The following is a 25,775-nucleotide window of genomic DNA, read 5'->3' as shown; positions in this document are numbered from 1 at the left end:
CGTCGGACGAGCGCTGAACCGAACCGGGACCGCCGCCGTTGTCCTGGAGGAAGCGACGCCCGCGGCCCGGCTCACCGGCTCCGCACCGCCGCCTCATCGGGTGCTCGAAGCGAGCACCTCTACCGTCGGATCCGCCGCGTCCGCCTTGACCAGGAGAACAGACATGACCGCGAAGACCACGACTCCCGCCCGCTACGCCCTGACCCTCCTCGCCGGCGCCGGCACCCTCGCCGCGCTCGCCGCCTGCTCCAGCACCACCACGACCGGGAGCGACGCCGCCGACGCGGCGACCACCACCGCTCCGAGCACCGCCACCAGCTCCGCCCCCGAGGCCACCGGCGCCGCGTCCTCCGCCGCGAGCGGCAGCAGCTACGCCGACGGCACCTACGAGGCCGAGGGCGCCTACACCTCGCCCGGAGGGAACGAGAAGGTGGGCGTCTCGCTGACCCTCGCCGACGGCGTCGTCACCGACGTGACCGTGACCCCGGAGTCGGAGAACCCCACCGGCCAGCAGTACCAGTCGCGCTTCGCGGGCGGCATCGCGGGCGAGGTCGTCGGCAAGCAGCTCGACGAGCTGAAGGTCTCCAAGGTGTCGGGGTCCTCCCTCACCTCCGGCGGCTTCAACGACGCCGTCGAGACCATCAAGGCCGATGCCACGGCCTGACGCCCCGACGGTCCTCGGCCACGCGTGGCGGTTCGACGCGATCGGCACCGGCTGGCAGATCGACACCGCCGAGCCGCTCGAGCCCTCCCACCGCTCGCGGGTCGAGGCGCGCATCGCGGAGTACGACCGCACCTGGTCGCGGTTCCGTGACGACTCCGCCGTCTCGCAGCTGCGGGTCGGAGGCGAGCACGTCTTCCCCGACGAGGCGGCCGACCTCTTCGCACTGTACGACGTGCTCGACGAGCTGACCGGCGGGGCGGTCACCCCCTTCGTCGGCGGCTCTCTCGAGCAGCTCGGCTACGACTCCGCGTACACCCTCGTCCCGCGCGGACCCGCCGTCCCCGCTCCCTCCTGGGCCGCCGCCCGACGCGGGGCGGCGGGACTGCGGGTCGAGCCCGGGACCGTCGTCGACGTCGGCGCCGCGGGCAAGGGCCAGCTCGTCGACCTCGTCCTCGAGGAGCTCGACGGAGCCGGGCCCGCCGTCGTCGACGCGAGCGGCGACCTCCGGGGCGTCGGCGCCGGACCCGTCCGGGTCGGCCTCGAGCACCCGTGGGACCCGAGCAGCGCACTGGGAGTGGCAGTGCCCGGCGACCGCGCGCTCTGCGGCTCGGCGAGCAACCGCCGCGCCTGGGGCAGCGGCCTCCACCACGTCCTCGACGGGCGGACCGGAGCTCCGGTCGAGAGCATCGTCGCCACCTGGGCGGTGGCCGACACGGCCCTCGTCGCCGACGGGCTCGCGACCGCGCTGTTCGTCTGTCCGCCCGAGGCCCTCGCCGAGCGCTTCGACTTCGAGTTCGTCCGCGTCCGCAGCGACGGCACCCTCCACTACTCGCCTTCCTTCCCCGGAGAGGTCTTCCGATGATCGGCACCTTCGACCGCGCCCTCGGCCGCGTCACCACCTACCGGCTGGTCTGGATGACGCTCGCCGCGCTCCTGCTCGTCGCCGTCGGCTACGCCGCAGCCGGCCTGATCTTCTCGACGCCGCTCGAGATCCTCGGCACGACGCTCGTCGCCGTCGCCTCGACGGCCCTGGTCAGCGCGGTCCTCGCGCGGCTGTTCCGCAGCCGCGCGCACCTGGAGTCCTCGCTCGTCACCGGTCTGCTGATCGCCTGCCTCCTCTTCCCGACGGCCGATCCCCGCGGGCTCGCCGTGATCGCGCTCGTCGGCGCGATCGCCGCCGCGTCCAAGTACGTCCTCGCCTGGCGGGGCCGCCACCTCTTCAACCCGGCCGCGGTCGCCGTGCTGATCATCGGCTTCACCGGGCTCAACGCCGGAGCCTGGTGGATCGCCAGTGGCGCGATCTGGCCGTTCGTCGTCGTGGGTTCCCTCCTGATCGTCGCGCGGGTCCGCCGCTGGGCCGTCTTCGCCGTCTTCGTCGTCGTCGCCGGCGGGGTGTCCGTGCAGCAGGCGGTGCAGAACGGCCAGGACCTCGGCGCCGCGGCGGCCCTGGTCCTCACGGCCTACCCCTTCGTCTTCGCCGGCGCCTTCATGCTGACGGAGCCGCTCACGCTCGCGCCGCGCCGCTCGCAGCAGCTGATCATCGCGGTCGTCGCAGCGCTCGTGGCGAGCGTTCCCTTCCACATCGGCGTCGTCTCCGCCACTCCGGAGCTGGGCCTCGTGGTCGGCAACGCCCTCGCGTTCGCCTTCGCATTCCGCCAGCGTCGGCGGCACACGCTCGAGCTCGCCTCGACCCGCGTGCTGGCGCCGGGCATCGCGGAGTACCGCTTCCGCTCCCGCTCGCCGCTGACCTTCGAGCCGGGCCAGTGGCTCGAGCTCGACCTGCCGCACCGCGCCGACAGCCGGGGCAGCCGGCGCACCTTCTCGGTCTCCTCCGCTCCGTCCGACGGCGAGATCGCGATCGCCCTGCGGATGCCGGAGAAGGCGAGCAGCTTCAAGCGCGCCCTCGCCGCTCTGGAGCCCGGCGACTCGCTCCGGGCGACGAGCGTCGGCGGTGACTTCGTCCTGCCTGCCGATCCCGCCGTGCCACTGCTGCTGGTGGCGGGGGGCATCGGGATCACCCCGTTCGCCAGTCAGCTCCGCTCGCTCGCGGACGGTCCGCGGCGCGACGTCGTCGTCGTGGTCGCCGCGCCGAGCCTCGCCGAGGTCGCGTACCGCGACCTGCTGCAGGAGTCGGGGGCCCGGGTCGTGCTCTGCTCGAAGGAGGCGCCGACCGACCTGCCCGCACGGTGGTCGCACGTCACAGGCCGACTGACCGCCGAGCTGCTCGCGGACGCGGTGCCGGACGCCGGCCGCCGCGTGGGCTACGTCTCCGGGTCGCCGTCGTTCGTCGACTCGGTCCGCGGCGCCCTGCGCGGTGCCGGGGCGAAGCGGATCCGCACCGACGCGTTCGCCGGCTACTGAGTTCGTCGGGTCGCGACGACGGCTGCTGACGCCCGGCGGCGACCGACGCCGCCGGGCAACCGATGCCCGGCGGGAGCGGCGCTCCCAGGCGGGCTCAGGTGCTGCCAGGGTCCCGTTCAGCGGCCCCTCTACAATGACGCGGTGCCGTCCTCCCCTCCTCGAGCGTCCTCCCGCCCCCTCGCCCGGCTGCGCGAGAACCGCGACTCCGTCGCCGTGCTCTGGGGCGCCTTCGCGCTGGTGCACGTGGTGCTCTCCCTCCTGGCGCTGTTCGCTCCGGGTCTGCCGATGGGCGACGTCAGCATCGTCTACAAGGAGTGGATGAGGACCGCCGTCGAGGGCGGCGGCATCGCCGGGATCGACACGGGCTGGGTCTACCCGATCCTCGCCTGGGGCCCGATCGCCGCCTCCTGGCTCTTCGGCTCGGCCGGCTACGACCCGATGTGGCTCGTCCTCGTCGCGCTCGCCGACGCCGCCGCCTTCGCCCTGCTGCTGCGCGGCCGGTCGGCACCGCGCCTCGCCGCGGCGCGCTGGTGGCTGCTGTTCCTCGTCCTCCTCGGGCCGATCGCGATCGGCCGCATCGACGCCTTCACCGCGCCGCCGGCCATCGCCGGGATGCTCTGGGCGGCGACCCGTCCGGGCGTCGCGGCGCTGCTGCTGACCGTGGCCACCTGGATCAAGGTGTGGCCTGCCGCGATCCTCGCCGCTGCCGTGCTGGTCCTGCGCGGACGGCTGCGGATGATCCTCGTCCCCGCGGTCGCCTCCGTGATCATCGTGCTCGCGGTCGTCCTCGTCGGCGGCGGGGACCAGGTCTTCAGCTTCGTCACCGATCAGACCGATCGGGGCCTCCAGATCGAGGCCGTCGTGAGCACTCCCTGGATGTGGCTGTCGGTCCTCCCGGGATCGGGGAGCTACGTCTACTACGCCGCCGACATCAACACCTTCGAGATGCACGGGCCCGGCACCGAGTTCGCGGCGAGCCTGATGACCCCGCTGCTCGCTCTGGCCATGCTCGGCGTGGCCCTGCTGGGTGCCCGTGCTCTCGCCCGCCGGGCGGACCCCGCGAGGCTGTTCCCGCTGCTCGCGCTGACCTTCGTGGTCGTGTTCATCGACACCAACAAGGTGCTCTCGCCGCAGTACATCGTCTGGCTCGCGCCGCCGGTGATCGCCGGGCTGATCGCGTGCCGCGACGGCGCGTTCGACCGGCCCGCGAAGCTGACCCTCGTCACTGCGGCTCTGACCCAGGTGGTCTACCCGTACCTCTACCTCTTCCTCCTCTGGTCGCACTGGTGGATGGTGCTCGTGCTGACCGTGCGGAACATCCTCCTCGTGGTGCTGCTCGGCTGGCTGCTGCGCGAGCTGTGGAGGATGGGGACGGCGCGGGTCGTCGCACCCGGCGCCACGACTTCCGCGTCGTCGCTGACCGGCGAGACCCGCCTGGCGCCCCAGGGCTCGTAGGCTCGGAGGGCGCGGGGCCGGCACGCGGTGCGCGCAGTCAAGGAGGCTCCCATGCTCGTCGCATTCTCGGTCGCACCGTCCGGGGGCGAGGCGCCCGACGCGTCCGTCCACGACGCCGTCGCCGCCGCCGTCCGCATCGTCCGCGAGAGCGGCCTGCCGTCGCGGACGACCTCGATGTTCACCGAGATCGAGGGGGAGTGGGACGAGGTCTTCGACGTCGTCAAGCGCGCGACGGAGGCCGTCGGAGCGTTCGGGACGCGCGTGTCGCTCGTCCTGAAGGCGGACATCCGCCCCGGCTACTCGGGCGAGATCGACGGCAAGATCGCCCGGCTGAACGACGCGCTGGGGGAGTAGGCGGGTCGCGCTCCGAGCTCTCGCGGCCTGGGATGTTCGAATCGATTCGACATCCGACCGATCCTGAGTAGCCTTGACCGGTGACGCTCTCGCCCGCTCGGACCCGCCTCGCCCTGCTCGCCCTCGCGATGGGGGGCTTCGGCATCGGCTCGACCGAGTTCGTCGCGATGGGGCTCCTCCCGCAGCTCGCCGCCGACCTCCTCCCCGGGGTCTGGGCCGCGAGCCAGGAGCAGGCCGTCTCGCAGGCGGGGATGCTGATCTCGGCCTACGCGCTCGGTGTCGTGGTCGGCGCCCCCACCATCGCCGCCGCCGCGGCGCGCTGGCCGCGCAAGAGGCTCCTCCTGACCCTCCTCGTCGCCTTCACCGTCGGGACGATCGGCTCAGCGCTGCTGCCGAGCTTCCCGCTCGTCCTGGCCGCGCGCTTCGTCGCCGCACTCCCGCACGGCGCCTACTTCGGCATCGCCTCCCTGGTCGCGGCCGACCTGATGGGTCCCGGCAAGCGCGGCAAGGGAGTCGCCTTCGTCCTCTCCGGGCTCACGATCGCGAACGTCGTCGGCGTGCCCGCGATCACCTGGGTCGGGCAGGTGGCCGGCTGGCGCAGCGCCTACCTCGTGGTCGCGGTGCTCTTCGCGCTGACCGTCGTGGCCGTCCAGCTGCTCGTGCCCGCGCAGCCCGGGAACCCGGCGGCGACCGTCCGCAACGAGCTGCGGGCGTTCGGGCGCCTGCAGGTCTGGATGACCCTCCTCGTCGGCGCCATCGGCTTCGGCGGACTCTTCGCGATGTACAGCTACATCTCGCCGCTCGCGACCGAGGTGACGGGCCTGCCGCTCGGCGCGGTCCCGTGGATCCTGGTCGTCATCGGACTCGGGATGACCGTCGGCAACCTCGTCGGCGGCTGGGCCGCCGACCGCGACGTGCGGCGGGCGCTGGTGGTGTTCTTCGCCGGTGTCGGCGTCTCGCTGATCGGGCTCGCGCTGTCGGCCTCGTCGGTCGTCGGTCTGGTGGTGTTCGCGTTCCTCTCGGCCGGCTTCTCGGCGGCCGCCTCGCCCGCGATCCAGACCCGGCTGATGGACGTGGCGCGCGACAGCCAGACGATCGCGGCCGCGCTCAACCACTCCGCCCTCAACATCGGCAACTCGGTGGGCGCCGCGCTCGGCGGCCTGACGATCGCCGCCGGGCTGGGCTACCTGTCGCCCATCTGGGTCGGCGTCGGCCTGACCGCGGCCGGAATCGTGCTCGCCTTCGGCAGTATCGCGATCGACCGCGCCCGAGGCACGGTCTACCCGGTCCACCGCGAGCCCGCCCAGCCGGGCACCGGCGGCATCCCGGTCGACGCGCTGTAAGCAGAGCGCGGCCCGGGCCTCTGGAAGACTCTCGGCATGCGCGCCGTGAGCTACTCGTCCTTCTCCGCCCTCCCCGCGATCGTCGAGGTCCCGGAGCCTGCCTGCCCCGTCGACGGCGTCCTCGTCCGCGTCGCGGCGACCGGGGTCTGCCGGAGCGACTGGCACGCGTGGAAGGGGCACGACGACTCGGTCGTCCTGCCGCAGATCCCCGGGCACGAGTTCGCCGGGACGGTGATCGCGACGGGAGCCCAGGTGTCGCTCTTCGCGGTCGGCGACCGGGTCACGGCGCCGTTCGTGTTCGCCTGCGGCGACTGCGAGCAGTGCCGGGAGGGAGCGACGCAGGTGTGCCTCCGCCAGCAGCAGCCGGGGTTCACGCTCGACGGGTCGTTCGCCGAGTCGGTGGTCGTGCCGGGCGCGGATCTGAACCTGGTGCGCCTCCCCGCCTCCGTCGGCTTCGTCGAGGCGGCCGGTCTGGGCTGCCGCTTCGGCACCGCGTACCACGCCCTGCACGTGCGCGGCCGGGTCGCCCCAGGGGAGTGGGTCGCGGTGCTGGGCTGCGGCGGTGTGGGCCTCTCCGCGGTGATCGTCGCGCTCGCGGCCGGAGCCCGGGTGGTGGCGTCGGACGTCTCCGCTCCGGCGCGGGAGGCCGCCGCCGCGCTCGGGGCGGTGACCGTTTCCGGAGGGGAGGGTGCCGCCGAGGCGATCCGGGCGGCGACCGGAGGAGGTGCGCACCTGTCGGTCGACGCCGTCGGCAGCAGGGCCACGGCCGAGGCGTCGATCGCCGCGCTGCGTCCGCGGGGCCGGCACGTGCAGGTGGGTCTGCTCCTCGGGCCCGACGCCGCACCGGCGATCCCGCTCGGCCGGGTCATCGCCCAGGAGCTGGAGCTGCTGGGCAGCCACGGCATCGCCCGGAGCGGCTACACGGCCCTCCTCGACGACATCGTCGCCGGCCGTCTGCGCCCCGCCGATTCCGTCGGCCGCACCATCGCCTTCGAGGACCTGCCCGCCGCCCTGGCCGCGATGGACGCCCCCGCCGCCGCCCCCGGCATGACGGTCGCCGTCCTCGCCCCCTGACACGGGCGCGCTGCCGGATCCGACGTCCCTGTCCGGTGGGTCTCGATGCGCCGCGCGCCGCGGCTGCTCGACCAGCACGGGGGAGGCGCGCCCGCTTCAATCGACCGCAGTTCGGGCGATCGCCCGTGCCCTCGTGGAGCCCACCGACAGGAATCCGCGTACCAGCGGATCACTGCCGGGCGACGCACCCCGTTCTGCGGAACCTGCCACGTCGTGAAGCCGACCGCGCCGCGGCGGGCGGGGACCGCCGCGCCGGACGACACAGCCCGCGTGCCAGCGGATTACTGCCGGGCGAAGCTCCCCGCGCTGCGGAACGCACCACGTCGTGAAGCCGACCGCGCCGCGGCGGGCGGGGACCGCCGCGGAAGAGGACTCAATCCGTCTCGATCAGGATCCCGTCGTGGATGGCGCGCTTGCGCAGCGCCACCTTCGTGCCGACGTCGATGCCGACGACGCGGTACTTCTCGCGGATCCGCTTGAGGTACGACTTCGCCGTCTCCTCCGAGATGCCCAGCTCGAACGCCACCGACTTCACCGGTTCGCCGCCGCCGTAGAGGGCCATCACTCGGCGCTCCTGCGCGCTGAGCTTCGGGGCTCCGTCGGAGTCGCCGGTGGAGAGCGCCATGTCGAGCTCGTGCGAGATGTAGGAGTGGCCGTCCTTGGCCGCGCGGATCGCCTCGACGATCATGTCCGCGTCCTCGGTCTTCACCAGGTAGCCGAGGGCTCCGGAGGCGAGCGCCTCGCGGACGACGGCGGGCTCGGAGTAGGTGCTCATCAGCACGGTCTTCACCCCGGTGGTCTTGAGGGTCGACAGCTTCACCGAGATCGGGATGTTGTCCTTGAGGTCGAGGTCGAGGAGGACGACGTCGACGGGGAACTCGGGGTGCGTGAGCAGCTCGGGCCAGGAGGCGACCGCGGCCACCAGCTGGATGTCCGAGGCGGCCCCGCGGATCCACTCCGTGAGCGCTCCGAGGAGCATCTTGTGGTCGTCCACGACCGCGAGCGTGATCTTCGAGTCAGCGGTGGGGGTCATCGGTGTCCTTCGGTCGGCGGTCGTCGGCGGTCTCGGAGGCTGCTCACCGGTCGGCGGGGTTGTCGACGAGGCAGTCGATCTCGATCCGGAGCTCCCCGTCCCTCGAGGTGTCGCGGAAGACGCCGACCTGAGCGATAGCCTCCCACGTCGCAGGATCGACTCCGTGCAAGGGCGCGCCTGAGGAGCGGAGGGTGATCGGCACGAGCAGTCCGCGGGCGGCCGTCTCCGCTCCGGGGTCGCGGGGGCTGCCCGATTCGACGTGGAGCACCACCGCGAGCCCGGTCGCGCTGTCGGCGATCAGCCAGATCGCCGACAGGAGCCCGTCGCGCTGCTGGTGCCCGAGGAGCCCGGCAGTGCCGTCCGGGTCGTCGAGGTCGACGAGCGGCGCGAGCAGCTCGGACTCGAGCACGGCGTGGTGCAGCCAGGTCTCGCGCCGCCCCTCGATGAGGTGGAGGCGGAGCTGCGTGGCGAGCGAGGCCGCCAGGGCGGCGCGCTGGGCGTCGAGGGGCAGAGGGACGGAGCCGTCGCCGACCTCGGCGAGGAGGCGCTCCGCGGCGAGGTCCAGCCGCGCGAGCTCCTCCGAAGCCAGCATCCCGACCGCGTAGCGCGGGCCGAGCGTGGTGCTCTGCACGAGGGCGCGGTCGATCTCGAGCTGGACCATCCGGCGGAATCCGCGCATCATCACGACCACGACGACGGCCGGCGCGATCGTCACCACGAGGGCGCTGATGCGCACCGAGAGCGCGCCCGCTCCGCCCGACTCCATCGAGAGGAACGCGATCACCTCGGCGATCGAGACGAGAGCGCTCACCGCGAGGATCTCGATCCCGCGCCGGTGGACGATCAGCGCGGCGTGCGCGACGGCCCCCGCGACCGCGGCGGTGGGGACGGTGCGGGCCGAGCCGGACTCGGTCACGGCCACCAGGTCGAGCACGACGGCGATTCCGACGGCGAGGAGGAAGCAGAGGTAGACCGGGAGCGGCAGGCGGCGTCCGCCGAGGTGGATCGCGAGGACGGCGGCCCCGAAGGCCAGGACGACGAGGACCCAGGCGATCGCCGCAGGCGCGAGATCGCCGTAGCGGGCCGAGGTCGAGAGGAAGATCAGCAGCTCGTAGGCCATGATCGCGGCGGCGATGCCGTTCAGGCCGCTGCCGAGGTAGTTGGTGCCGAGCCCTTCCTGCTGGCGGCGGATCGAGCGGGTCGACCGGGAGGAGCGGCCCGGCGTCGCGGGCACGCGTCCGAGCAGCGGCGCCGGGGACTCGGGGGCGGCGCTCACTTGGGCACCTCCAGCACCACGGTCGTCCCCGATCCCGGCGAGCTGAACAGGCGCGTGCGCCCGCCCACGTCGCCGAGCCGGGCGATCACCGACTCCTTGAAGCCGAGCTTCGAGTCCGGCACAGTGGCGATGTCGAAGCCCGCGCCCGCGTCCGTCACCATCGCGCGGACGGTCGTCTCGTCCTCGGTGATGGTCACGTCGGCGGAGGCGACTCCGGAGTGGCGGCGCACGTTCTCGAGGCATTCGGCGAGGGCGAGCACGAAGGAGTCGAGGGCGGCGCCGGTGAGAGCCACCTGCCCGGAGCCGTGCCAGATGACGTCGAGTCCCATCCGGCCGAAGCGGTCGCGGACGGTCTCGAGGGTGTTGGCCGCGGGGGCCGTGGTCACGCTGGTCAGCTGGTAGGAGCCGGACGCGCTCGGGGTGGGAGTCCCGCCGAGCCGGAGCTGGCGCAGGAGCTGCGCGTCCTGAGCGGCCTGCTGCCGCAGGGCGTCGACCGACACTCCGCGGCCCGAGTGCGCGAGGAGCGTGAGGGTGGCCAGCACCGTGTCGTGCAGGAGGCGCGCACCCTGCCGGCGCTGAGCCTCCGTCTCGCTGGCCAGCCGCTCCACGCGGTGCGCGTTGCCGATGCTGTCGATCCGCCGCACGACTCGGGGGACCGCCGTGCCGATCCAGAGGGCGAAGCCGGTCAGCGTGCCCCAGGGGAGCAGGCTCTGGACCACGACGGCGGGGATCATGGTCCCGCTCGACACGAGCACCGAGGGGATCACGCTGGGGATCAGGACCGGCAGCAGCAGAGCCAGGCGGCGCGCGGACGTCGTCACGACCACGGCGATGCTCGCGGTCACGGCGTTCGCGGTGTTGACCAGGACGAACCCGGCGAAGTCGGCGTCCGGAGCCAGGCCCAGCGCGAGGCCCCAGCCCAGGAGCAGACCGCCGACGGCGACCGCGATCACGCGGCTGCGGCGACCGGTCCGGGCGAGCTCGACGTGGGCGGCCATCATGCCCAGGAGGAGCGCGACGGCGAACGGGACGGCGGCGGGCTCGAGCGTCCCGGGGATGAGGGCCATGCCGAGCGCGCCCGCCTCCGTGAGCAGGCCGATCCCGCAGGCGGAGTGGCGCAGCAGACGGTCGCGCTCGCGGGCGCTGCGGATCATCGGCACGCTCTGGCCCCCTCCGGTCGTGGCGCGGGGCTGGCCCCCGTCTCACGATAGCCACTGGCCGGGCCGGTCGGAGCGGTTCGGGACGTCGAACCGCGCCGGAGTCGGGCGGGTCAGGCCGTCGCGGGATGCGCCAGCAGCCGGGCCAGGTGGGCGCCGACCGCGTCGTCCTCGATGAGGAACCCGTCGTGGCCGAACGTCGAGGTGATCACCGCGACCTCCCCGCCGTCGAGGGCGCCGGGAGCATGCGCCGCGATGATCCGCTGCCCCTCGACCGGGAAGAGCCGGTCGCTGTCGATGCCGAGGACGAGGGTCGGGCTGGTGATCCGGGAGAGCGCCGCCGCCTCGCCGCCCCGGCCGCGGCCGACGTCGTGCGAGTTCATCGCCTCGACCAGCGTGATGTAGCTGTTCGCGTCGAAGCGGCGGGTGAACTTGTTGCCGTGGAAGTCGAGGTACGACTCCACAGCGAAGCGGCCGCCGCCGCCGAGGGGGCTCAGCCCCGACTGCCAGCTGCGCTCGAAGCGGTCGTTGAGCTCGGAGGGGCTGCGGTAGTTGAGCAGTGCCATCCGCCGGGCGAGCGCGAGGCCGTGGTACGGGCCCTGGCCGTCGCCCGCGTCGTAGTAGGAGCCGCCCGCGAAGGCCGCGTCGTTGCGGATCGCCTCGAGCTGCACGAAGTTGAGGGCGATCTGGTCGGCCGTGGCCCGCGGGGGAGCTGCGAGGACCGCGAGGCGCGCGACCCGCTCCGCGTGGTCGATCCCCCACTCCAGCGCCTGCATCCCGCCCATCGAGCCGCCGATGACGGTGTGCCAGCGCTCGACGCCGAGCAGGTCGCTGAACTGCACCTGCGCCCGCACCTGGTCGCGGATGCTCGTGTACGGGAACCGTGCGCCCCACTCGTGGCCGTCGGGGGCGAGGGACGCGGGACCGCTGGAGCCCTGGCAGCCGCCGAGCATGTTCGGGGCGACCACGAAGAAGCGGTCGGTGTCGATCACGAGGCCGGGGCCGACGAGTCCCGACCACCAGCCGTCCGTCGCGTGGCCGGGATCGCCGCGGCCGAGCAGGTGGGAGTCGCCGGTCAGCGCGTGCAGGACGAGGACGGCGTTGTCGCGGCGCTCGTTCAGCGCGCCCCAGCTCTCGTAGGCGATGCGGGCGTGGGGGAGGCGGCCGCCCGCCTCGAAGTCGAACGGGCCGAGGTCGACGAAGCGGCGTCCGCCCGGGTGATCGCCGTCGCGCCAGGCTCCGGTGGCGGGCGGCTTGCCGATGACCGAGAGGAGCTGGCGCTCGGTGACGAACGCCGACGGGACCGTGTCCTCGAGTGTCTGCTGCCAGTCCATAGCGCTGTCCATCGTGTCAGAGCGCCGCGGGGCGGAGCTGTTTGTTACGCCCTGCTCCCGCGCTCCTCCGCCCGCGCGCGGAGCGCCCTGACGCGATCCCTTTGGACGGGGACCCCGTCAGGGCGCCGAGGGGCCTCAGGCGTTCGCGCGGGAGGCCTCGACGACGGCGCGCGCGGCGCGGAGGGCCTGGTCGAGGTCTGCGCGGAGGTCGTCGACGTTCTCGAGTCCCACCGACAGGCGCACCAGGCCGGGAGTGACCCCGGCGGTCAGCTGCTGCTCGGGCGAGAGCTGCGAGTGCGTGGTCGACGCGGGGTGGATGACGAGCGAGCGGACGTCGCCGATGTTCGCCAGGTGCGAGAACAGCTCCAGCGAGTCGACGAAGGCGCGGCCGGCGTCCACTCCGCCCTTCAGCTCGAACGAGAGCACCGCGCCCACGCCCTTCGGCGCGTAGCGGTTGGCCGCGGCGTACCAGGGCGAGGTGGGCAGGCCCGAGTAGTTCACCGAGGCGATGTCGGAGTGGTTCTCGAGGTACTCCGCGATCTCCTGCGCGTTCTGCACGTGGCGCTCGATCCGGAGCGAGAGGGTCTCGATGCCCTGGATGAGCTGCCAGGCGCTCGCCGGGGCGATCGAGGCGCCGAGGTCGCGCAGCAGCTGCACGCGGGCCTTGATGATGTAGGCGAGGGAGTCGCCGACCGCGTCCGTGTAGACGGCGCCGTGGTACGACTCGTCCGGCGTGGTGAGGCCGGGGAAGCGCTCGGCGTTCGCGGTCCACGAGAAGCGGCCGCCGTCGACGATCGCTCCGCCGATGACCGTGCCGTGGCCGCCGAGGAACTTCGTCGCCGAGTGCACGATGATGTCCGCGCCGTGCTCGAAGGGGCGGATCAGGTAGGGCGTCGCGATGGTGTTGTCGACGATCAGGGGCACGCCGGCGTCGTGCGCGACATCGGCCACGGTGCGGATGTCGAGGATGTTGATCTTGGGGTTGCCGACGGTCTCGGCGAAGAACAGCTTCGTGTTCGGGCGGACGGCGCGGCGCCACTCCTCGCGGTCGTCCTGGTTCTCGACGAAGGTCGTCTCGATGCCGAGCTTGGCGAGGGTGTACTTGAAGAGGTTGTAAGTGCCGCCGTAGATCGAGGACGACGAGACGATGTGGTCGCCGGCCTGGGCGATGTTCAGCACGGCCGCGGTCTCGGCGGCCTGGCCCGAGGCGAGCAGCAGGGCGCCGGAGCCGCCCTCGAGGGCGGTGAGCCGCTCCTCGACGACCGCCTGGGTCGGGTTCTGGATGCGGGTGTAGATGTTGCCGAACTCCGCCAGCGCGAACAGGTTCTGGGCGTGCTCCGCGTTGTCGAAGACGTAGGAGGTGGTCTGGTAGATCGGCGTCGCGCGGGCCTTGGTCACCGGGTCCGGCGCGGCGCCCGAGTGGATCTGCTTGGTCTCGAACTGCCACTTCTCGGAGTCGGTCATGGTGCTTCCCATCGGATCGTCGGGGTCTTCGGACGGGGCCGTTCTCCGTCGCGACGAGCGTACGCGGGGGTCCGCCGGGCGGCCAGGACCGCCGACACACGGGGTAACGGCCGTCAGCGCCGCTCGGGCTGCCGGTCGCGCTTGGCGCCCGTGGGGTCGGCGCGGTCGGGGCGCCGGGGCTTCTCGTCGGCCACCGGGGCGAAGAGCCAGGCCGCGCGGGGCTCGACCAGCCGGTGGAAGACGGTGCGGGTCCAGCCCAGCGAGAGCACGACCGAGACCGCGACGCAGAACGCGATCATCAGCACGAGGGCGAGCGTGCTCTCCGTCTGCGAGAGGATCCCGGACTCCCGCAGCGGATAGAGGACGAAGCTGTGGAGGAGGTAGACGTACATCGTCGACTGTCCCCAGGCGGTGAGCGGAGTACGGCGGCGCGGCACCAGCGCGAAGAGCGCGAGCGAGAGCACGACCGCCCCGGCCATCAGGGCCAGCCGCACCAGGCCGGCCCACCACTGGGTCTCGCCGAGGGCGTCGTAGGGGCGGTCGTAGAAGAACCAGTAGCGCAGGTCCGCCGCGCGGAACGCCTCGATGTTGACGGTCATGACGACCGCCGTGACCGCGAAGAGGACGACGGCGAGGACCCGGGCGAGGAGCACCCGCGACGGCGGCTGGGCGAGCCAGCTGTCGACGGCGGAGCGGCCGCCGGGGGCGAAGCCGCGCAGCCGCCAGCCGAACACGAAGAAGGGCAGGATCCCGATCGCGCGCGCGAGCGAGAAGGTCGAGTCGATGTTGTCGTAGTAGCTGACCCCGACCGCGAGCACCACGCTGATCAGCAGCGGCCAGCGCAGCAGCGCCAGGTAGGGGAGCACGAGGCGGAAGATGCCCAGCGCGAGCAGGAACCACAGCGTCCAGCTCGGCTTGGTCGGGTTGAACTCCTGCTTGCCCTCGACCAGGAACTGCACCAGGGTCCAGATCGTCTCCATGATCAGGTAGGGCAGGAGGATGTCCGTCAGCACCCGCCGCATCGCGCGCCCGCTCGGTGCGCCGCTCTTGGAGAAGTAGCCCGAGATGATCGCGAACGCCGGCATGTGGAAGGCGTAGATCGTCAGGTAGACGATGAGCGAGGTGTCGGAGTTGGCCGTCAGCCGCTGCACGCCGTGCCCGATCACGACGAGCGTCACGCAGACGAAGCGCGCGTTGTCCCAGAGGGGCACGCGTCGCTTCGGGGCAACGGCTGTCCCGGCGGTCGCGGGAACCGGGTCGGCGGGCGGCACGCGGCCAGACTAGCGTTGGGCTGCGACGACGGCGTCGAGGGTGTCCGAGGCTTGACGGAAGGGGACGGGCGTGGATCGACGCGTTGTCGTGACAGGAGCGAGTTCAGGGATCGGGGCGGCCACGGTCCGGCTGTTCCGCGAGCACGGCTGGGAGGTCGTCGCCGTCGCGCGCCGACGCGACCGGCTGGAGGCGCTCGCCGCCGAGACCGGCGCCGGGTACTTCGCCGCCGACCTCACCGACTCCGCCCAGGTCGACGCGCTGCGCGACCACCTCGCCTCCTCCGGGCCCGTGCACGCGCTCGTGAACAACGCGGGCGGCGCGCTCGGACTCGACTCGGTCGAGAAGTCCGACCCCGAGGACTGGCGCCGCATGTTCGAGATCAACGTGCTCTCGGTGAAGCTCGTGACCAGCGCGCTGCTCCCGCTGCTGCGCGCCGGGATCCGGGGGAGCGGGACCTCCGCGGACATCGTGACGGTCACCTCGATCGCCGGCCACGTCGCCTACGAGGGCGGAGGCGGGTACAACGCCGCCAAGCACGCCGCGCACGCGCTCGTCGCCGTGCTGCGGCTCGAGCTGGCCGGCGAGCCGATCCGCGTGATCGAGATCGCGCCGGGGATGGTGCACACGGACGAGTTCTCGCTGGTCCGCTTCGGCGGCGACCGGGAGCGCGCCGACGCGGTCTACGCCGAGGTCCCGGACCCGCTGGTCGCGGAGGACGTCGCCGCCGCGATCGTCTCCTCGGTGGAGCTCCCCGCCCACGTCAACCTCGATCTGGTGACCATCAAGCCGGTCGCGCAGGCGGCCCCGCACAAGGTCGCGAAGGGGCCCCTCACCCCGCGCGGCTGACCGATGTGACGCAGAGGCCCGCGACGGCCTAGCCTGTCCCTCATGGTTTCCGACGCCGACGACTCCGCCGCCCTCCTCGCCGCCACGGAGAAGGAGGTTCTCGGCTGGCTCGAGTTCGGCGACGCCGCTCGGCACCTGGCCGACGACGTGGTCGCGTCGGGCTACCGGCCGGAGCTGGTCGTCGCCATCGCGCGCGGCGGTCTCCTGCTCGCGGGCGCCGTGGCCTACGCGCTCGGCATCAAGAGCTGCGGGGCGCTGAACGTCGAGTTCTACACCGGCGTCGAGGCGCGCCTGGCGGAGCCCGTGGTGCTGCCGCCGCTGCTGGACGAGGCGTCGGTCCACGGCAAGCGCATCCTCCTGGTCGACGACGTCTCCGACTCCGGCCACACCCTCGCCCTCTCGGTGAAGCTCATCCGCGCGATGGGCGCCGAGGTGCGCACCGTGACCCTCTACACGAAGCCGCGCACGGTCCTCGAGCCCGATTTCTTCTGGCGCCGCACCCCGCGCTGGATCGTCTTCCCCTGGTCGGCTCTGCCCCCGGTGGACGGAGCCCTCGCCGAGGACGACGAGTGAGCGTCCACCTGATCGGCGGCGGAGGCGGCGTCGACCACGACCAGCAGCTGTACGGAGCGTTCCTCGCGGAGGCGCGCGCCCACGCCGTCGACGCCGGCCGGATCGAGGGCCCGCGCATCGCGATCGTCGTCGTCCACGACGGGCTCGGCCCCGAGGCCTACTCCGGCTACGCGGCACTGCTCGCGACGGTCGGCCCGCTCGACGCGTTCGCCGTGATGAAGCCGGAGGGCGGCCGGATCGATCCCGCGGTCTTCGACGACGTCGACGGGATCTTCGTCGGCGGAGGGCTGACGCCGGCCTACCGCGACGCGCTCGAGGCCTGCTTCCCGCGCCTGCGCGACCTCGTCTCCTCCGGAGTGCCGTACGCCGGCTACTCGGCGGGAGCCGCCGTCGCGGCCGACCGCGCCCTCGTCGGCGGCCACCGCATCGGCGGCGTCGCCGTCGTCCCGGAGGGCGCGGCGGAGGAGCTCGACGAGGTCACGGTGCTCGAGGGCATCGGTCTCATCGACGTGACGGTCGACGTGCACGCGGCGCAGTGGGGGACCCTCGGCCGCCTGGTCGCGGCCGTCGAGGCGGGCCTGGTCGACGGCGGCGTCGCGCTCGACGAGTCCACCGTGCTGATCGTCGGCACCGGCGCGCTCCGCGTCGGCGGCGCCGGCTCGGTGTGGCGCGTGAGCGGCAGCGACGCCGGAGTCGTCGTCGCGACGCTCGCGGCGGGCTGACCCGGTGGACCTCGCGGAGCTCGCGGCCTCGGGACTGATCGACAGGGGCTGGGCGGAGGCGCTCGCCCCCGTCGCCGGGGACATCGCCGCGATGGGCGACTTCCTCCGCGGCGAGGTCGCGGCCGGCCGGCCCTACCTCCCCGCGGGCCGCGACGTGCTCCGCGCCTTCGCCGCACCGCTCGCGGACGTGCGCGTCCTCATCGTCGGACAGGACCCGTACCCGACGCCCGGGCACCCGATCGGGCTGTCCTTCGCGGTCGAGCGCCACGTGCGCCCGCTGCCGAGGAGCCTGCAGAACATCCACCGCGAGCTCCGGGACGACCTCGGCGTCGAGCCGCCCGAGCACGGCGACCTCAGCGGCTGGACCTCGAGCGGCGTGATGCTGCTCAACCGGGTCCTCACCGTCGCCCCCGGCTCTCCCGCCTCGCACCGCGGGAAGGGCTGGGAGGCGGTCACCGAGCACGCGATCCGCACGCTGGCCGCCCGGGACGCGCCTCTCGTCGCGATCCTCTGGGGCCGCGACGCCGCGTCGCTCCGCCCGATGCTGGGGGAGGCCGGAGTGATCGAGAGCGCGCACCCCAGCCCGCTGTCGGCCTCGCGCGGCTTCTTCGGCTCCCGGCCGTTCAGCCGCGCCAACGCCCTCCTGGAGGAGCGCGGCGCGGAGCCGGTCGACTGGAGCGCTCTCGCGTGACCGGGTGCTCGCCCGCGGGGCGGCTACGCTGGCCCGGATCGATGGGCGGAGCCGAAGGGGAGCCGGATGCTTGAGGAAGAGTACGAGAGCCGGCGCGTCCTGCCGCCGCACCTGCGGAAGGCGCCGCCTCCCGAGCCCGGCTTCTCGTTCGAGATCCGCGACGCCCGCGACGCCGACCTCCCGGACATCCGCGAGATCTACAACCACTACGTGCGCAACACGGTGGTGACCTTCGACGAGGACGACTCGACGCTGAAGGAGTGGCGGACGAAGTTCTCCCGCAACCAGAAGCTCGGGCTGCCCTTCATCGTGGCCGTCTCGCCGTCGGGCCAGATCCTCGGCTACGCGATGGTGTCGCCGTGGTCCTCCAAGCGGGCGTACCGCTTCACCGTGGAGAACTCGATCTACCTGCGGGCGGCCTCCACGGGCAAGGGCCTCGGCCGGGCGCTGATGGCCGAGCTCCTCGAGCGCGCGAAGGCCGTGGGGATCCGTCAGATCATGGCCGTCATCGCCGACAAGGGCGCGGAGGCGTCGCTGGCGATGCACGCGCAGTTCGGATTCGTCGAGGTCGGCCGGATGGGCCGCGTCGGCTTCAAGTTCGAGCGCTGGCTCAGCACCGTCCTGCTGCAGAAGACCCTCAAGTAGGGCCGACCCGCCCCTGCGAATGCGCCTCATCGACAGGTGCCGGGGAGCGCGCCGTCCCTACACTGGACGGCATGGAATGGCTCGTCCCGCTCATCGTCGTCGTCGCGCTCGTCGTCATCCTCGGGGTCTACCTCTGGGCGACGTACAACTCGCTGGTCACCCTCAACGTCCGCGTGGACGAGGCGTGGAGCGACATCACCGTCCAGCTGAAGCGCCGCGCGGATCTGATCCCCAACGTGATCGACTCCGTGAAGGGCTACGCCTCGCACGAGCGCCAGGTCTTCGAGTCGGTGACGCAGGCTCGCGCCGAGACGCTGCAGGCCCAGGGCCCGGCGGAGGCGTCGGTCGCCGAGGACCACATGCAGAGCGCTCTGAAGTCGATCTTCGCGGTCGCGGAGGCGTACCCCCAGCTGCAGGCGAGCCAGAACTTCCTCCAGCTGCAGGGCGAGCTGGTCGACACCGAGGACAAGATCCAGTCGGCCCGGCGCTTCTACAACGGCGGCGTGCGCGAGATGAACACCAAGGTGAAGGTCTTCCCGAACACGCTCTTCTCGCGTCGGCTCGGCTTCTCGGAGCGCGAGTTCTTCGAGGTCGGCGATCTCGCCGCGATCTCGGAGCCCCCGCGCGTCCAGTTCTAGGCAGCCGCCGTGTACAGCGCGATCGCCCGCAACAAGCGCAACACGGTCCTGATCCTCGTCCTGTTCCTGGCGATCATCGGCGGCCTGGGCGCTTTGGCTGCAGCGGTCTACCGCAGCACGGCGATCGTCGTGGTGGTGCTCGTGATCGCCGCCGCGTACGCGTTCGTCCAGTACTTCTTCGCCGCTCGCCAGGCGGTCGCGCTCAGCGGCGGCGTGGCGGTGGAGAAGGCGGACGAGCCGAGGCTCTACCGCATCGTCGAGAACCTCTCGATCGCGACGGGCACGCCGATGCCGAAGGTGTACCTGATCGACGACCCGGCGCCGAACGCGTTCGCGACCGGCCGTGATCCCGAGCACGCCGTCGTCGCCGCGACGACGGGCCTGCTCGCGATCATGGACGACGCCGAGCTGGAGGGCGTGATGGCCCACGAGCTGGGCCACGTCCGCAACTACGACATCCGCGTCTCGATGATCGTCTTCGGTCTCGTCGTCGCGGTGGGCTTCCTCTCGGACGCCTTCCTCCGCCTGGCCTTCTTCGGGCGGGGCGGCAACGGCAACGGCGGGGGCAACCCGGCGCTCCTGATCGTCGGGCTGGTGTCGATGGTCCTCGCGCCGATCGTCGCCTCGGTCGTGCAGCTCTCGATCTCCCGCCAGCGCGAGTACCTCGCCGACGCCACCGGTGCGCTGACGACCCGCCACCCCGACGCCCTCGCCCGCGCCCTGCTCAAGCTCGAGTCCGCGGGCCGGCCGATGCAGCGGCAGAACAGCTCGATGGCGCACCTCTGGATCGCCGACCCGTCGAAGCCGGGAGTGGTCGCGCGCCTCTTCGCGACCCACCCGCCGATCGCGGACCGCGTCGCCCGCCTCTCCGAGACGGGCTCGCGCTTCTAGCAGGCCGATCCGGCCGACGCCCCGTCGTCGATCGCGGCCCCGCCCCGATTCCCCGCCCCGGGCAGCGGTGCACTCGTCACCTCGCCGGACGGGACGTCATCCGGTCGGAGCCGCGAGCGGACCGCCGTCGACGGTCGTCAGGTACTCGGCGAAGACCGGCGCCGGGTCGATGCCGCTCGCGGCCGCGTCGACCAGCGCCCGCCGGACCAGGGCGAGGACGACGGTGGCCAGGACGGCCGCCCGGTGCGGGGACGTGCGGCCGAGCCCCATCCGCTCCGCGAGGAACGGCGTCAGCGCCTCCTCGCCGTCGTGCAGCGACTGCGCCCAGACGGCGCGCATCGCCGAGGTCTCGGTGAGCAGGGGGATCAGCCGGAGGGTGCGGTCGAGCTGGGGACCGGAGGCCGCCGCGGCGAAGGCGTGGCCGAGCGCCGCGTTCAGCGGCTCGGCGGCCGGTCGCTCGAGGAGGGCGCGTCCCATCGCGGCGATCGCGGCGGCGAGCACCGGGCGCACGCAGTCCTCCTTCCCGCCGAGGTACCGGTGGAAGGTCCGGAGGGAGACGCCGGCTGCGTGGGCGAGCTCGCCCGTGCCGACCCCGACGACGCTCCCGCGCTCGAGCAGACGGGCGACGCAGCGCTCCGAGAGCGCCAGCGCCAGGACGCCGCCGGGCGCGCTCACGCGATCCGCCTCAGTGCTGCGGCGAGGGCGGCCGCGAGGTCGCCGCGACCGACGACCTCGACGGCGTCGAGGCCCTGCCAGGCCGCCGCCTCGACCAGCAGTGCGGCGAGCCGCTCCGGCGTGTCGGCCGGGGCCCCCGGCTCGAGCCAGGCGGCCTGCACGAGGAGGACCCGGCGCTTGCGCTCGCTCTTGAGGTCGACCCGGGCAGCGATCACGTCGTCGAGGAGCACGGGGAGGACGTAGTAGCCGTGGACCCGCTGCTCGGCCGGGGTGTAGATCTCGATCCGGTAGTGGAAGCCGAAGAACAGCTCGGCTCTCGGCCGGTGCCAGACCACGGGGTCGAACGGCGAGAGGAGCGCGTCCGCCCGGAGCGTGCGGGGGCGTCGGGCATCGACGTGCCGCCAGAGCGGCACGGGTCGCCCGCCCCGCTCCCAGCCGCGCACCTCGACGCGCTCGAGCTCGCCCGCCTCGACCAGCTCGTCGATCGCGACGCGCGTGGGGGACTGGAGCAGCCGGTGGTAATCGGCCAGGTCGCCGAGGGTGCCGATCCCATGGGCCCGGGCCGCCCGGCGCACGAGCTCGCGGACGGCGTCGGGGAGGGGCACGTCGGCATCGAGCACCGCGCTCGGGAGGAGCCGCTCGGCGAGACCGTAGGAGCGCTCGAAGCGCGTGCGCCCCGCCGTCACCACCTCGCCCCAGCGGAACAGGACCTCGAGGCCGCGCTTGATGTCGGACCAGCCCCACCAGGGGCCCGTGCGGACGTTGGCCTCGTGCTCGATCTCGGAGGCGCGGAGGGGACCGTCGGCGAGCGCGGCGCGGAGCCAGTCGAGGGTGGCGCGGTTCTCGTGGGCCCAGCCCTCGTGCTCGGGCAGGCGGACCCGGCGGTAGTGCTCCATCCGCCAGCGGTAGAGCGGGAGGTCCTCGCGGCGGACGAGGGCGGCCTCGTGGGCCCAGTACTCGACGTAGGGGCCGTCGGGGGAGAAGGCCGCTGCGTCGAGGAGGGAGCGATCGTACGGGCCGAGCCGCGCGAGCAGCGGCAGGTAGTGGCTCCGCTCGAAGACGTTCACCGAGTCGAGCTGGAGCGGGCGGATCCGGTCCACAGCGGCGCGCACCCGGCGCGCGTCGACCCGGGAGGGCCGGGGGACGCCGAATCCCTGCGCCGCCAGGGCGATGCGGCGCGCCAGCGCGGGGGAGAGCTGCTCGGTCATGGTCCGCCCACGCTAGCGAACGCCTCCGACATCGCCGTCCCCGATTCGGCCCCCGGCGTTCGCCCGGCATTCACCGCCGCGCTCCCTCGCCGACTCGCGCCGCTCCTACCGTGCCCGAGGCCGTCCCACCGGGGCGGCCCACCCGACTCCTGGAGGACCCTTGACCATTCAGCGCCTGTCGCGCACCGCCGCGGTCGCCGCCGCCGGCACCGCACTCGTCTTCACGCTCTCGGCCTGCTCCGGCGGCGCCACCGCCTCGTCCGACGGCGCCGGCGCGGACGCCGCGTCCGCCACCTCCGCCGCGGACCTCGGCGGGCTCGACGCCCTGGTCGAGGCCGCGAAGGCCGAGGGCGAGCTCAACGTCATCGCCCTGCCCGACACCTGGGCGAACTACGGCGAGCTGATCAGCGGCTTCGAGGACGAGTACGGCATCACCGTGAACTCCGCCGACCCCGACGTCTCCTCCGCGGAGGAGATCAGCACCGCGAAGAACCTCGCCGGGCAGGACACCGCTCCCGACGTGTTCGACCTGGGGCCGGCCGTCGCGCTGGCGAACACGGACATGTTCGCGCCGTACAAGGTCGAGTCGTGGGACGACATCCCCGAGGGGAACAAGGAGGAGTCGGGCCTCTGGGTCAACGACTACACCGGCCTGATGTCGATCGGGTTCGACGCGGACGCGGTGCCTGCGCCCACGTCGCTCGAGGACCTCCTCGGCGCCGACTACCGCGGCTCGGTCGCGATCAACGGCGACCCGACCCAGGCGGGAGCCGCCGCGGCCGCGGTGCAGCTCGCGGCTCTCCAGTCCGGCGGCTCCGCCGACGACGTCCAGGCGGGGATCGACTTCTTCGAGAAGCTGAACGACGCCGGCAACTTCCTGCCGCTGGACCCGACCGACGCCACCATCGCCTCGGGCGAGACCCCGGTCGTCTTCGACTGGAGCTACAACAACCTCGCCGCCGGGAAGGCGAACGAGGGCACCCGCGAGTGGACGACGACCGTCCTCCCGGGCTCCGCCGTCGGCAGCTACTACAACCAGGCGGTCAACGCCGACGCTCCGCACCCCGCGGCCGCGCGGCTCTGGCAGGAGTACCTCTACTCCGACGCCGCGCAGAACCTCTACCTCGCCGCCGGCGCCTACCCGGTGCGCCTGGCCGCGATGACCGAGGCCGGCACGGTCGACCAGGACGCGCTCGAAGCCGTCGGCGCCGCTCCCTCCGACCTCGTCCAGTTCACGGAGGAGCAGACCGAGGCGGCCTCGTCGCTCCTCGCCGAGAAGTGGGCCGCGGCGATCCAGTGACCACCGCTCCCGCCGAGGCCGTCTCCGGGGCATCCGCGCCCCGGGGACGGCGCGGCACCCCGGCCGTGCTGGGTGTCGCCCCCTTCGCGCTCTACGTCCTGCTGTTCCTGGCCGTCCCCACGGTCCTCGCGGTGGCGACCGGATTCACGGACGGAGACGGCCGCTTCACCACGGCGAACGTGCTCGCGCTCGGGGATCCCGTCGTGCTGTCCGCCTTCGGCGCGTCGCTCGGGCTCTCGGCCGTCACCGCCGTCGTCGGCGCGGTGCTGGGCGCGGTCGTGTGCCTGGCCCTGCTCGGCTCCGATCCGCGCGGGGCGCTCCGGACCGTCGTCGATGCAGCGGCGAGCGTCCTCGCGCAGTTCGGCGGGGTGATGCTCGCGTTCGCGTTCATCGCGACGATCGGCGTGCAGGGGCTGGTGACCACCCTCCTCGCGGGAGCGAGCGTCGACCTCTACGCCGACGGCGTGTGGCTCTACCAGCTGCCCGGGCTCGTCCTGCCCTACCTCTACTTCCAGGTGCCCCTGATGGTGCTCACGTTCCTGCCCGCGCTCGAGGGCCTGCGTCCGGAGTGGGCCGAGGCGAACGCGGTGCTCGGCGGGGGCCGGCTCGGCTACTGGCTGCACGTGGCCCTCCCGGTGCTGGCGCCGTCGTTCCTCGGCTGCGTGCTGCTCCTGTTCGCGAACGCGTTCTCCTCCTTCGCCACCGCGGCGGCGCTGATCAGCCAGGGCGCGCAGATCGTCCCCCTGCAGATCCGCGCCGCGCTGGTCAGCGAGACGGTGCTGGGCCGCGAGAACCTCGCGGGCGCCCTCGCGCTCGGGATGCTCGCGGTGATGGTGGTCCTGATGTCCGGGTACGCGCTGCTGCAGCGCCGGGCCCGGCGGTGGCAGCGATGAGGCCCGCGCGGCTCCTGTCCGGGGCGGTGCTCGCGATCACCGGACTGGTGTTCGCCGTCCCGATCGTCGCGATGGCGGAGTTCACGCTCCGCGGTGCCGGCGGCCACGACCTCGCGCACTGGACGGCGATCCTCGACCCGGAGAACGAGCGCGCCTACCGCTCACTGTTCCAGGGGATCGGCAACTCGCTGGTCCTCGCCGTCGTCACCGCCCTCATCGTCCTGGTCCTGCTGGTGCCGACGATGCTGCTCGTCGAGGTCCGGCTCCCGCGCCTGCGCCGGGCTCTGGAGCTGGTCTGCCTGCTCCCGCTGACCGTGCCCGCCATCGTCCTCGTCGTCGGCCTCGCGCCGGTCTACTCCGTGGTCACCCGGCTCGCCGGCTCCGCGCCGTGGACGCTCGCTCTCGCCTACGGGGTGCTGGTCCTGCCCTACGCCTACCGCGCCGTGGCGGCGGACCTCGCCGGTCTCGACGCCGTGACGCTCTCGGAAGCGGCCCGCTCGCTCGGCGCGGGCCCGCTCGCGGTGCTCGGGAGGGTCCTCCTGCCGAACCTGCGCCGGGGCCTGGTCGCGGCCGCGCTGATCACCGTCGCAGTCGTTCTCGGCGAGTACACGATCGCCTCGCTCCTCAGCCGCACCACCCTCCAGACCGGCCTGGTGCAGGTGTCGAAGTCCGACGCCTACGTCGCCGTGATCTTCTCGCTGCTCTCGCTCCTCTTCGCCTTCGCCCTCCTGATCGGGATCGGCCGCCTCGCGCGGATCGGCCTGCCGACGGGCCGGGCGCGCTCCTCGAAAGGCTCCTCGTGACCGCTCTTACCCTCCCCGGCGCCCGCGTGCGCTTCGTCGACGTGGAGCGGCACTACGGCTCCGCGCGAGCGCTCGACGGCGTCTCGTTCGACGTGGCCCCGGGCGAGTTCATCGCGCTGCTCGGCCCCTCCGGCTGCGGCAAGACCACAGCCCTGCGCGCCCTCAGCGGTCTCGAGCGGATCGACGCGGGGCGGATCCTCGTCGACGAGGAGGACGTCGCCCACGTCCCCGTCGCGAAGCGCGACATGGGCATGGTCTTCCAGTCGTACTCGCTCTTCCCGCACCTGCGGGCGCGCGAGAACGTCGAGTTCGGGCTGCGCACCCGGGGGGTCGGGGCGCGCGAGCGCCGGGCGGCCGCGGGGGAGGCGCTGGAGGTCGTGGGCCTCGGCGCCCTCGGCGACCGCTATGCGCACGAGCTCTCCGGCGGCCAGCAGCAGCGGGTGGCGCTCGCGCGCGCCCTCGTCACGCGGCCGCGGGTGCTGCTGCTGGACGAGCCCCTGTCGGCCCTGGACGCGAAGGTCCGCGTCCAGCTGCGCGACGAGATCAAGCGCCTGCAGTCCGAGATCGGCATCACCACGTTCTTCGTCACGCACGACCAGGAGGAGGCGCTCGCCGTCGCCGACCGCGTCGCGGTGATGAACGCCGGGCGGATCGAGCAGCTGGGTGCACCGGAGGACCTCTACGCGCGCCCGGCGACCGCCTTCACGGCCCGCTTCGTCGGCCTCTCGACGGTGGTCGCGGGGACGGTCTCGTCGGGATCGGTCCTCGCGCTCGGCGTGCGCCTGCCGCTCGTCGACGCGGCGGCGGCCGACGGTCCCGTGTCGGTGTTCCTCCGCCCCGAGGACCTCGCCGTCGTGGCCGACGGCGCTCCCGACTCCCTGCCCGGAGTCGTCCTCGCCTCGAGCTTCCTGGGGCCGGTGCGGCGCTCGACAGTCCGGCTGTCGACGGGCGAGGAGGTCACCGTCCAGCACGCGTCGGGGCATCGCCTCGAGCCGGGGGAGCGGGTCGGCGTGCTGCCCGCGCGGCGCCCGGTCGCGGTCGGTCCGGCACCGGAGCAGGCGGCGGTCGGCGCCGCCGCATGAGCACTCCCCGGGGATACCGCG

The 25,775-nt window shown here is 73.2% G+C and carries 26 protein-coding genes; 18 read left to right on the top strand and 8 right to left on the bottom strand.

Going from position 1 to position 25,775, the window contains the following annotated elements:
• The first annotated feature begins 163 nt into the window (after positions 1-163).
• The 7 genes from GSU40_RS10965 (at position 164) to GSU40_RS10935 (ending at position 7,251) form a co-directional block, all read left to right on the top strand.
• Positions 164-664 (top strand): FMN-binding protein, encoded by a 501-nt coding sequence (locus GSU40_RS10965; RefSeq protein ID WP_104224453.1) that lies wholly within the window; start codon positions 164-166, stop codon positions 662-664.
• Complete coding sequence (locus GSU40_RS10960; RefSeq protein ID WP_160034970.1) at positions 651-1,526, top strand: FAD:protein FMN transferase; 876 nt, start codon at positions 651-653, stop codon at positions 1,524-1,526. The genes GSU40_RS10965 and GSU40_RS10960 overlap by 14 nt, the downstream gene beginning before the upstream one ends.
• Positions 1,523-3,025 carry an oxidoreductase gene (locus tag GSU40_RS10955; RefSeq protein ID WP_104232782.1) on the top strand — a complete coding sequence of 501 codons (1,503 nt, stop codon included), beginning with the start codon at positions 1,523-1,525 and terminating at the stop codon, positions 3,023-3,025. The genes GSU40_RS10960 and GSU40_RS10955 overlap by 4 nt, the downstream gene beginning before the upstream one ends.
• 141 nt (positions 3,026-3,166) lie before the next feature.
• The gene (locus GSU40_RS10950) at positions 3,167-4,480 is read left to right on the top strand and encodes a glycosyltransferase 87 family protein (RefSeq protein ID WP_160034968.1); all 1,314 of its coding nucleotides are present in this window, start codon (positions 3,167-3,169) and stop codon (positions 4,478-4,480) included.
• Positions 4,481-4,531: 51 nt separating this feature from the next.
• Positions 4,532-4,834: a thiamine-binding protein gene (locus tag GSU40_RS10945; RefSeq protein ID WP_104224449.1), complete on the top strand. Its 303-nt coding sequence runs from the start codon at positions 4,532-4,534 to the stop codon at positions 4,832-4,834.
• A 128-nt stretch (positions 4,835-4,962) separates the two neighbouring features.
• Positions 4,963-6,177 (top strand): MFS transporter, encoded by a 1,215-nt coding sequence (locus GSU40_RS10940; RefSeq protein ID WP_104246745.1) that lies wholly within the window; start codon positions 4,963-4,965, stop codon positions 6,175-6,177.
• Positions 6,178-6,213: 36 nt separating this feature from the next.
• Positions 6,214-7,251, top strand: coding sequence for an alcohol dehydrogenase catalytic domain-containing protein (locus tag GSU40_RS10935; RefSeq protein ID WP_160034965.1), 1,038 nt, complete (start codon positions 6,214-6,216; stop codon positions 7,249-7,251).
• A gap of 373 nt (positions 7,252-7,624) precedes the next feature.
• Here GSU40_RS10935 and GSU40_RS10930 read toward each other — a convergent pair whose 3' ends face one another.
• From GSU40_RS10930 to GSU40_RS10905, 6 genes are all read right to left on the bottom strand, one after another.
• Positions 7,625-8,284, bottom strand: coding sequence for a response regulator (locus GSU40_RS10930; RefSeq protein WP_159914921.1), 660 nt, complete (start codon positions 8,282-8,284; stop codon positions 7,625-7,627).
• Between the two features lie 43 nt (positions 8,285-8,327).
• Complete coding sequence (locus GSU40_RS10925) at positions 8,328-9,560, bottom strand: hypothetical protein (protein ID WP_160034963.1); 1,233 nt, start codon at positions 9,558-9,560, stop codon at positions 8,328-8,330.
• A complete protein-coding gene (locus GSU40_RS10920; RefSeq protein ID WP_159914917.1) occupies positions 9,557-10,714 on the bottom strand; it encodes a histidine kinase in 1,158 nt (385 codons plus the stop codon). The genes GSU40_RS10925 and GSU40_RS10920 overlap by 4 nt, the downstream gene beginning before the upstream one ends.
• A gap of 116 nt (positions 10,715-10,830) precedes the next feature.
• Entirely contained in the window at positions 10,831-12,051 is a 1,221-nt protein-coding gene (locus GSU40_RS10915) for a homoserine O-acetyltransferase (protein ID WP_104232776.1), read from the bottom strand.
• 135 nt (positions 12,052-12,186) lie between these two features.
• On the bottom strand, positions 12,187-13,515 hold the full coding sequence (locus GSU40_RS10910; RefSeq protein WP_104237865.1) for a bifunctional o-acetylhomoserine/o-acetylserine sulfhydrylase: 1,329 nt from the start codon (positions 13,513-13,515) through the stop codon (positions 12,187-12,189).
• Positions 13,516-13,628: 113 nt separating this feature from the next.
• Positions 13,629-14,726: an acyltransferase family protein gene (locus GSU40_RS10905; RefSeq protein WP_244229460.1), complete on the bottom strand. Its 1,098-nt coding sequence runs from the start codon at positions 14,724-14,726 to the stop codon at positions 13,629-13,631.
• Between the two features lie 130 nt (positions 14,727-14,856).
• Between GSU40_RS10905 and GSU40_RS10900 the strand changes: the two genes are divergently transcribed.
• From GSU40_RS10900 to GSU40_RS10870, 7 genes are all read left to right on the top strand, one after another.
• Positions 14,857-15,633 (top strand): SDR family oxidoreductase, encoded by a 777-nt coding sequence (locus GSU40_RS10900; protein WP_244229459.1) that lies wholly within the window; start codon positions 14,857-14,859, stop codon positions 15,631-15,633.
• Between the two features lie 42 nt (positions 15,634-15,675).
• Positions 15,676-16,206 (top strand): phosphoribosyltransferase, encoded by a 531-nt coding sequence (locus GSU40_RS10895; protein WP_159914909.1) that lies wholly within the window; start codon positions 15,676-15,678, stop codon positions 16,204-16,206.
• Entirely contained in the window at positions 16,203-16,928 is a 726-nt protein-coding gene (locus tag GSU40_RS10890) for a peptidase S51 (protein WP_160034961.1), read from the top strand. Before GSU40_RS10895 ends, GSU40_RS10890 begins: the two co-directional genes overlap by 4 nt.
• Positions 16,929-16,932: 4 nt before the next feature.
• Positions 16,933-17,619 (top strand): uracil-DNA glycosylase, encoded by a 687-nt coding sequence (locus tag GSU40_RS10885; protein ID WP_104232774.1) that lies wholly within the window; start codon positions 16,933-16,935, stop codon positions 17,617-17,619.
• A 66-nt stretch (positions 17,620-17,685) separates the two neighbouring features.
• Positions 17,686-18,264, top strand: a complete 579-nt coding sequence (locus tag GSU40_RS10880; protein WP_104224438.1) for a GNAT family N-acetyltransferase — start codon at positions 17,686-17,688, stop codon at positions 18,262-18,264.
• 71 nt (positions 18,265-18,335) lie between these two features.
• Positions 18,336-18,902 carry a LemA family protein gene (locus GSU40_RS10875; RefSeq protein ID WP_104225511.1) on the top strand — a complete coding sequence of 189 codons (567 nt, stop codon included), beginning with the start codon at positions 18,336-18,338 and terminating at the stop codon, positions 18,900-18,902.
• Positions 18,903-18,911: 9 nt separating this feature from the next.
• Positions 18,912-19,793 (top strand): M48 family metallopeptidase, encoded by an 882-nt coding sequence (locus GSU40_RS10870; RefSeq protein ID WP_160034959.1) that lies wholly within the window; start codon positions 18,912-18,914, stop codon positions 19,791-19,793.
• 96 nt (positions 19,794-19,889) lie between these two features.
• Here the strand turns inward: GSU40_RS10870 and GSU40_RS10865 are convergent, their stop codons facing one another.
• Together GSU40_RS10865 and GSU40_RS10860 are read right to left on the bottom strand one after the other, a co-directional pair.
• Positions 19,890-20,468 carry a TetR/AcrR family transcriptional regulator gene (locus GSU40_RS10865; RefSeq protein ID WP_104224435.1) on the bottom strand — a complete coding sequence of 193 codons (579 nt, stop codon included), beginning with the start codon at positions 20,466-20,468 and terminating at the stop codon, positions 19,890-19,892.
• Positions 20,465-21,676, bottom strand: coding sequence for a crosslink repair DNA glycosylase YcaQ family protein (locus GSU40_RS10860; RefSeq protein ID WP_104294965.1), 1,212 nt, complete (start codon positions 21,674-21,676; stop codon positions 20,465-20,467). The genes GSU40_RS10865 and GSU40_RS10860 overlap by 4 nt, the downstream gene beginning before the upstream one ends.
• A 166-nt stretch (positions 21,677-21,842) precedes the next feature.
• On the opposite strand from GSU40_RS10860, the gene GSU40_RS10855 reads away from it, so the two are divergent.
• From GSU40_RS10855 to GSU40_RS10840, 4 genes are read left to right on the top strand one after another with little or no spacing between them, the layout of a single operon-like run.
• The gene (locus tag GSU40_RS10855) at positions 21,843-22,976 is read left to right on the top strand and encodes an ABC transporter substrate-binding protein (RefSeq protein ID WP_208543398.1); all 1,134 of its coding nucleotides are present in this window, start codon (positions 21,843-21,845) and stop codon (positions 22,974-22,976) included.
• Positions 22,973-23,869, top strand: coding sequence for an ABC transporter permease (locus tag GSU40_RS10850; protein WP_160034955.1), 897 nt, complete (start codon positions 22,973-22,975; stop codon positions 23,867-23,869). The genes GSU40_RS10855 and GSU40_RS10850 overlap by 4 nt, the downstream gene beginning before the upstream one ends.
• Complete coding sequence (locus GSU40_RS10845; protein WP_160034953.1) at positions 23,866-24,672, top strand: ABC transporter permease subunit; 807 nt, start codon at positions 23,866-23,868, stop codon at positions 24,670-24,672. Before GSU40_RS10850 ends, GSU40_RS10845 begins: the two co-directional genes overlap by 4 nt.
• Positions 24,669-25,754 (top strand): ABC transporter ATP-binding protein, encoded by a 1,086-nt coding sequence (locus GSU40_RS10840; protein WP_104287617.1) that lies wholly within the window; start codon positions 24,669-24,671, stop codon positions 25,752-25,754. Before GSU40_RS10845 ends, GSU40_RS10840 begins: the two co-directional genes overlap by 4 nt.
• Positions 25,755-25,775: the final 21 nt, after the last annotated feature.

Source organism: Rathayibacter sp. VKM Ac-2805 (genome assembly GCF_009834265.1).
In the GTDB taxonomy this organism is placed as follows: Bacteria; Actinomycetota; Actinomycetes; order Actinomycetales; family Microbacteriaceae; genus Rathayibacter.
Note: the sequence above shows the minus strand (reverse complement) of the source record. Positions and strands in the feature narration are given on the sequence as shown.

Excerpts from the sequence above, each read along its gene's own strand:
- GSU40_RS10945 (WP_104224449.1), top strand. The coding sequence starts at position 4,532 with ATGCTCGTCGCATTCTCGGTCGCACCGTCCGGGGGCGAGGCGCCCGAC.
- GSU40_RS10965 (WP_104224453.1), top strand. The coding sequence starts at position 164 with ATGACCGCGAAGACCACGACTCCCGCCCGCTACGCCCTGACCCTCCTC.
- GSU40_RS10920 (WP_159914917.1), bottom strand. The coding sequence starts at position 10,714 with ATGATCCGCAGCGCCCGCGAGCGCGACCGTCTGCTGCGCCACTCCGCC.
- GSU40_RS10915 (WP_104232776.1), bottom strand. The coding sequence starts at position 12,051 with ATGGACTGGCAGCAGACACTCGAGGACACGGTCCCGTCGGCGTTCGTC.
- GSU40_RS10955 (WP_104232782.1), top strand. The coding sequence starts at position 1,523 with ATGATCGGCACCTTCGACCGCGCCCTCGGCCGCGTCACCACCTACCGG.
- GSU40_RS10845 (WP_160034953.1), top strand. The coding sequence starts at position 23,866 with ATGAGGCCCGCGCGGCTCCTGTCCGGGGCGGTGCTCGCGATCACCGGA.
- GSU40_RS10940 (WP_104246745.1), top strand. The coding sequence starts at position 4,963 with ATGGGGGGCTTCGGCATCGGCTCGACCGAGTTCGTCGCGATGGGGCTC.
- GSU40_RS10935 (WP_160034965.1), top strand. The coding sequence starts at position 6,214 with ATGCGCGCCGTGAGCTACTCGTCCTTCTCCGCCCTCCCCGCGATCGTC.
- GSU40_RS10930 (WP_159914921.1), bottom strand. The coding sequence starts at position 8,284 with ATGACCCCCACCGCTGACTCGAAGATCACGCTCGCGGTCGTGGACGAC.
- GSU40_RS10960 (WP_160034970.1), top strand. The coding sequence starts at position 651 with ATGCCACGGCCTGACGCCCCGACGGTCCTCGGCCACGCGTGGCGGTTC.
- GSU40_RS10910 (WP_104237865.1), bottom strand. The coding sequence starts at position 13,515 with ATGACCGACTCCGAGAAGTGGCAGTTCGAGACCAAGCAGATCCACTCG.
- GSU40_RS10875 (WP_104225511.1), top strand. The coding sequence starts at position 18,336 with ATGGAATGGCTCGTCCCGCTCATCGTCGTCGTCGCGCTCGTCGTCATC.
- GSU40_RS10895 (WP_159914909.1), top strand. The coding sequence starts at position 15,676 with ATGGTTTCCGACGCCGACGACTCCGCCGCCCTCCTCGCCGCCACGGAG.
- GSU40_RS10860 (WP_104294965.1), bottom strand. The coding sequence starts at position 21,676 with ATGACCGAGCAGCTCTCCCCCGCGCTGGCGCGCCGCATCGCCCTGGCG.
- GSU40_RS10880 (WP_104224438.1), top strand. The coding sequence starts at position 17,686 with ATGCTTGAGGAAGAGTACGAGAGCCGGCGCGTCCTGCCGCCGCACCTG.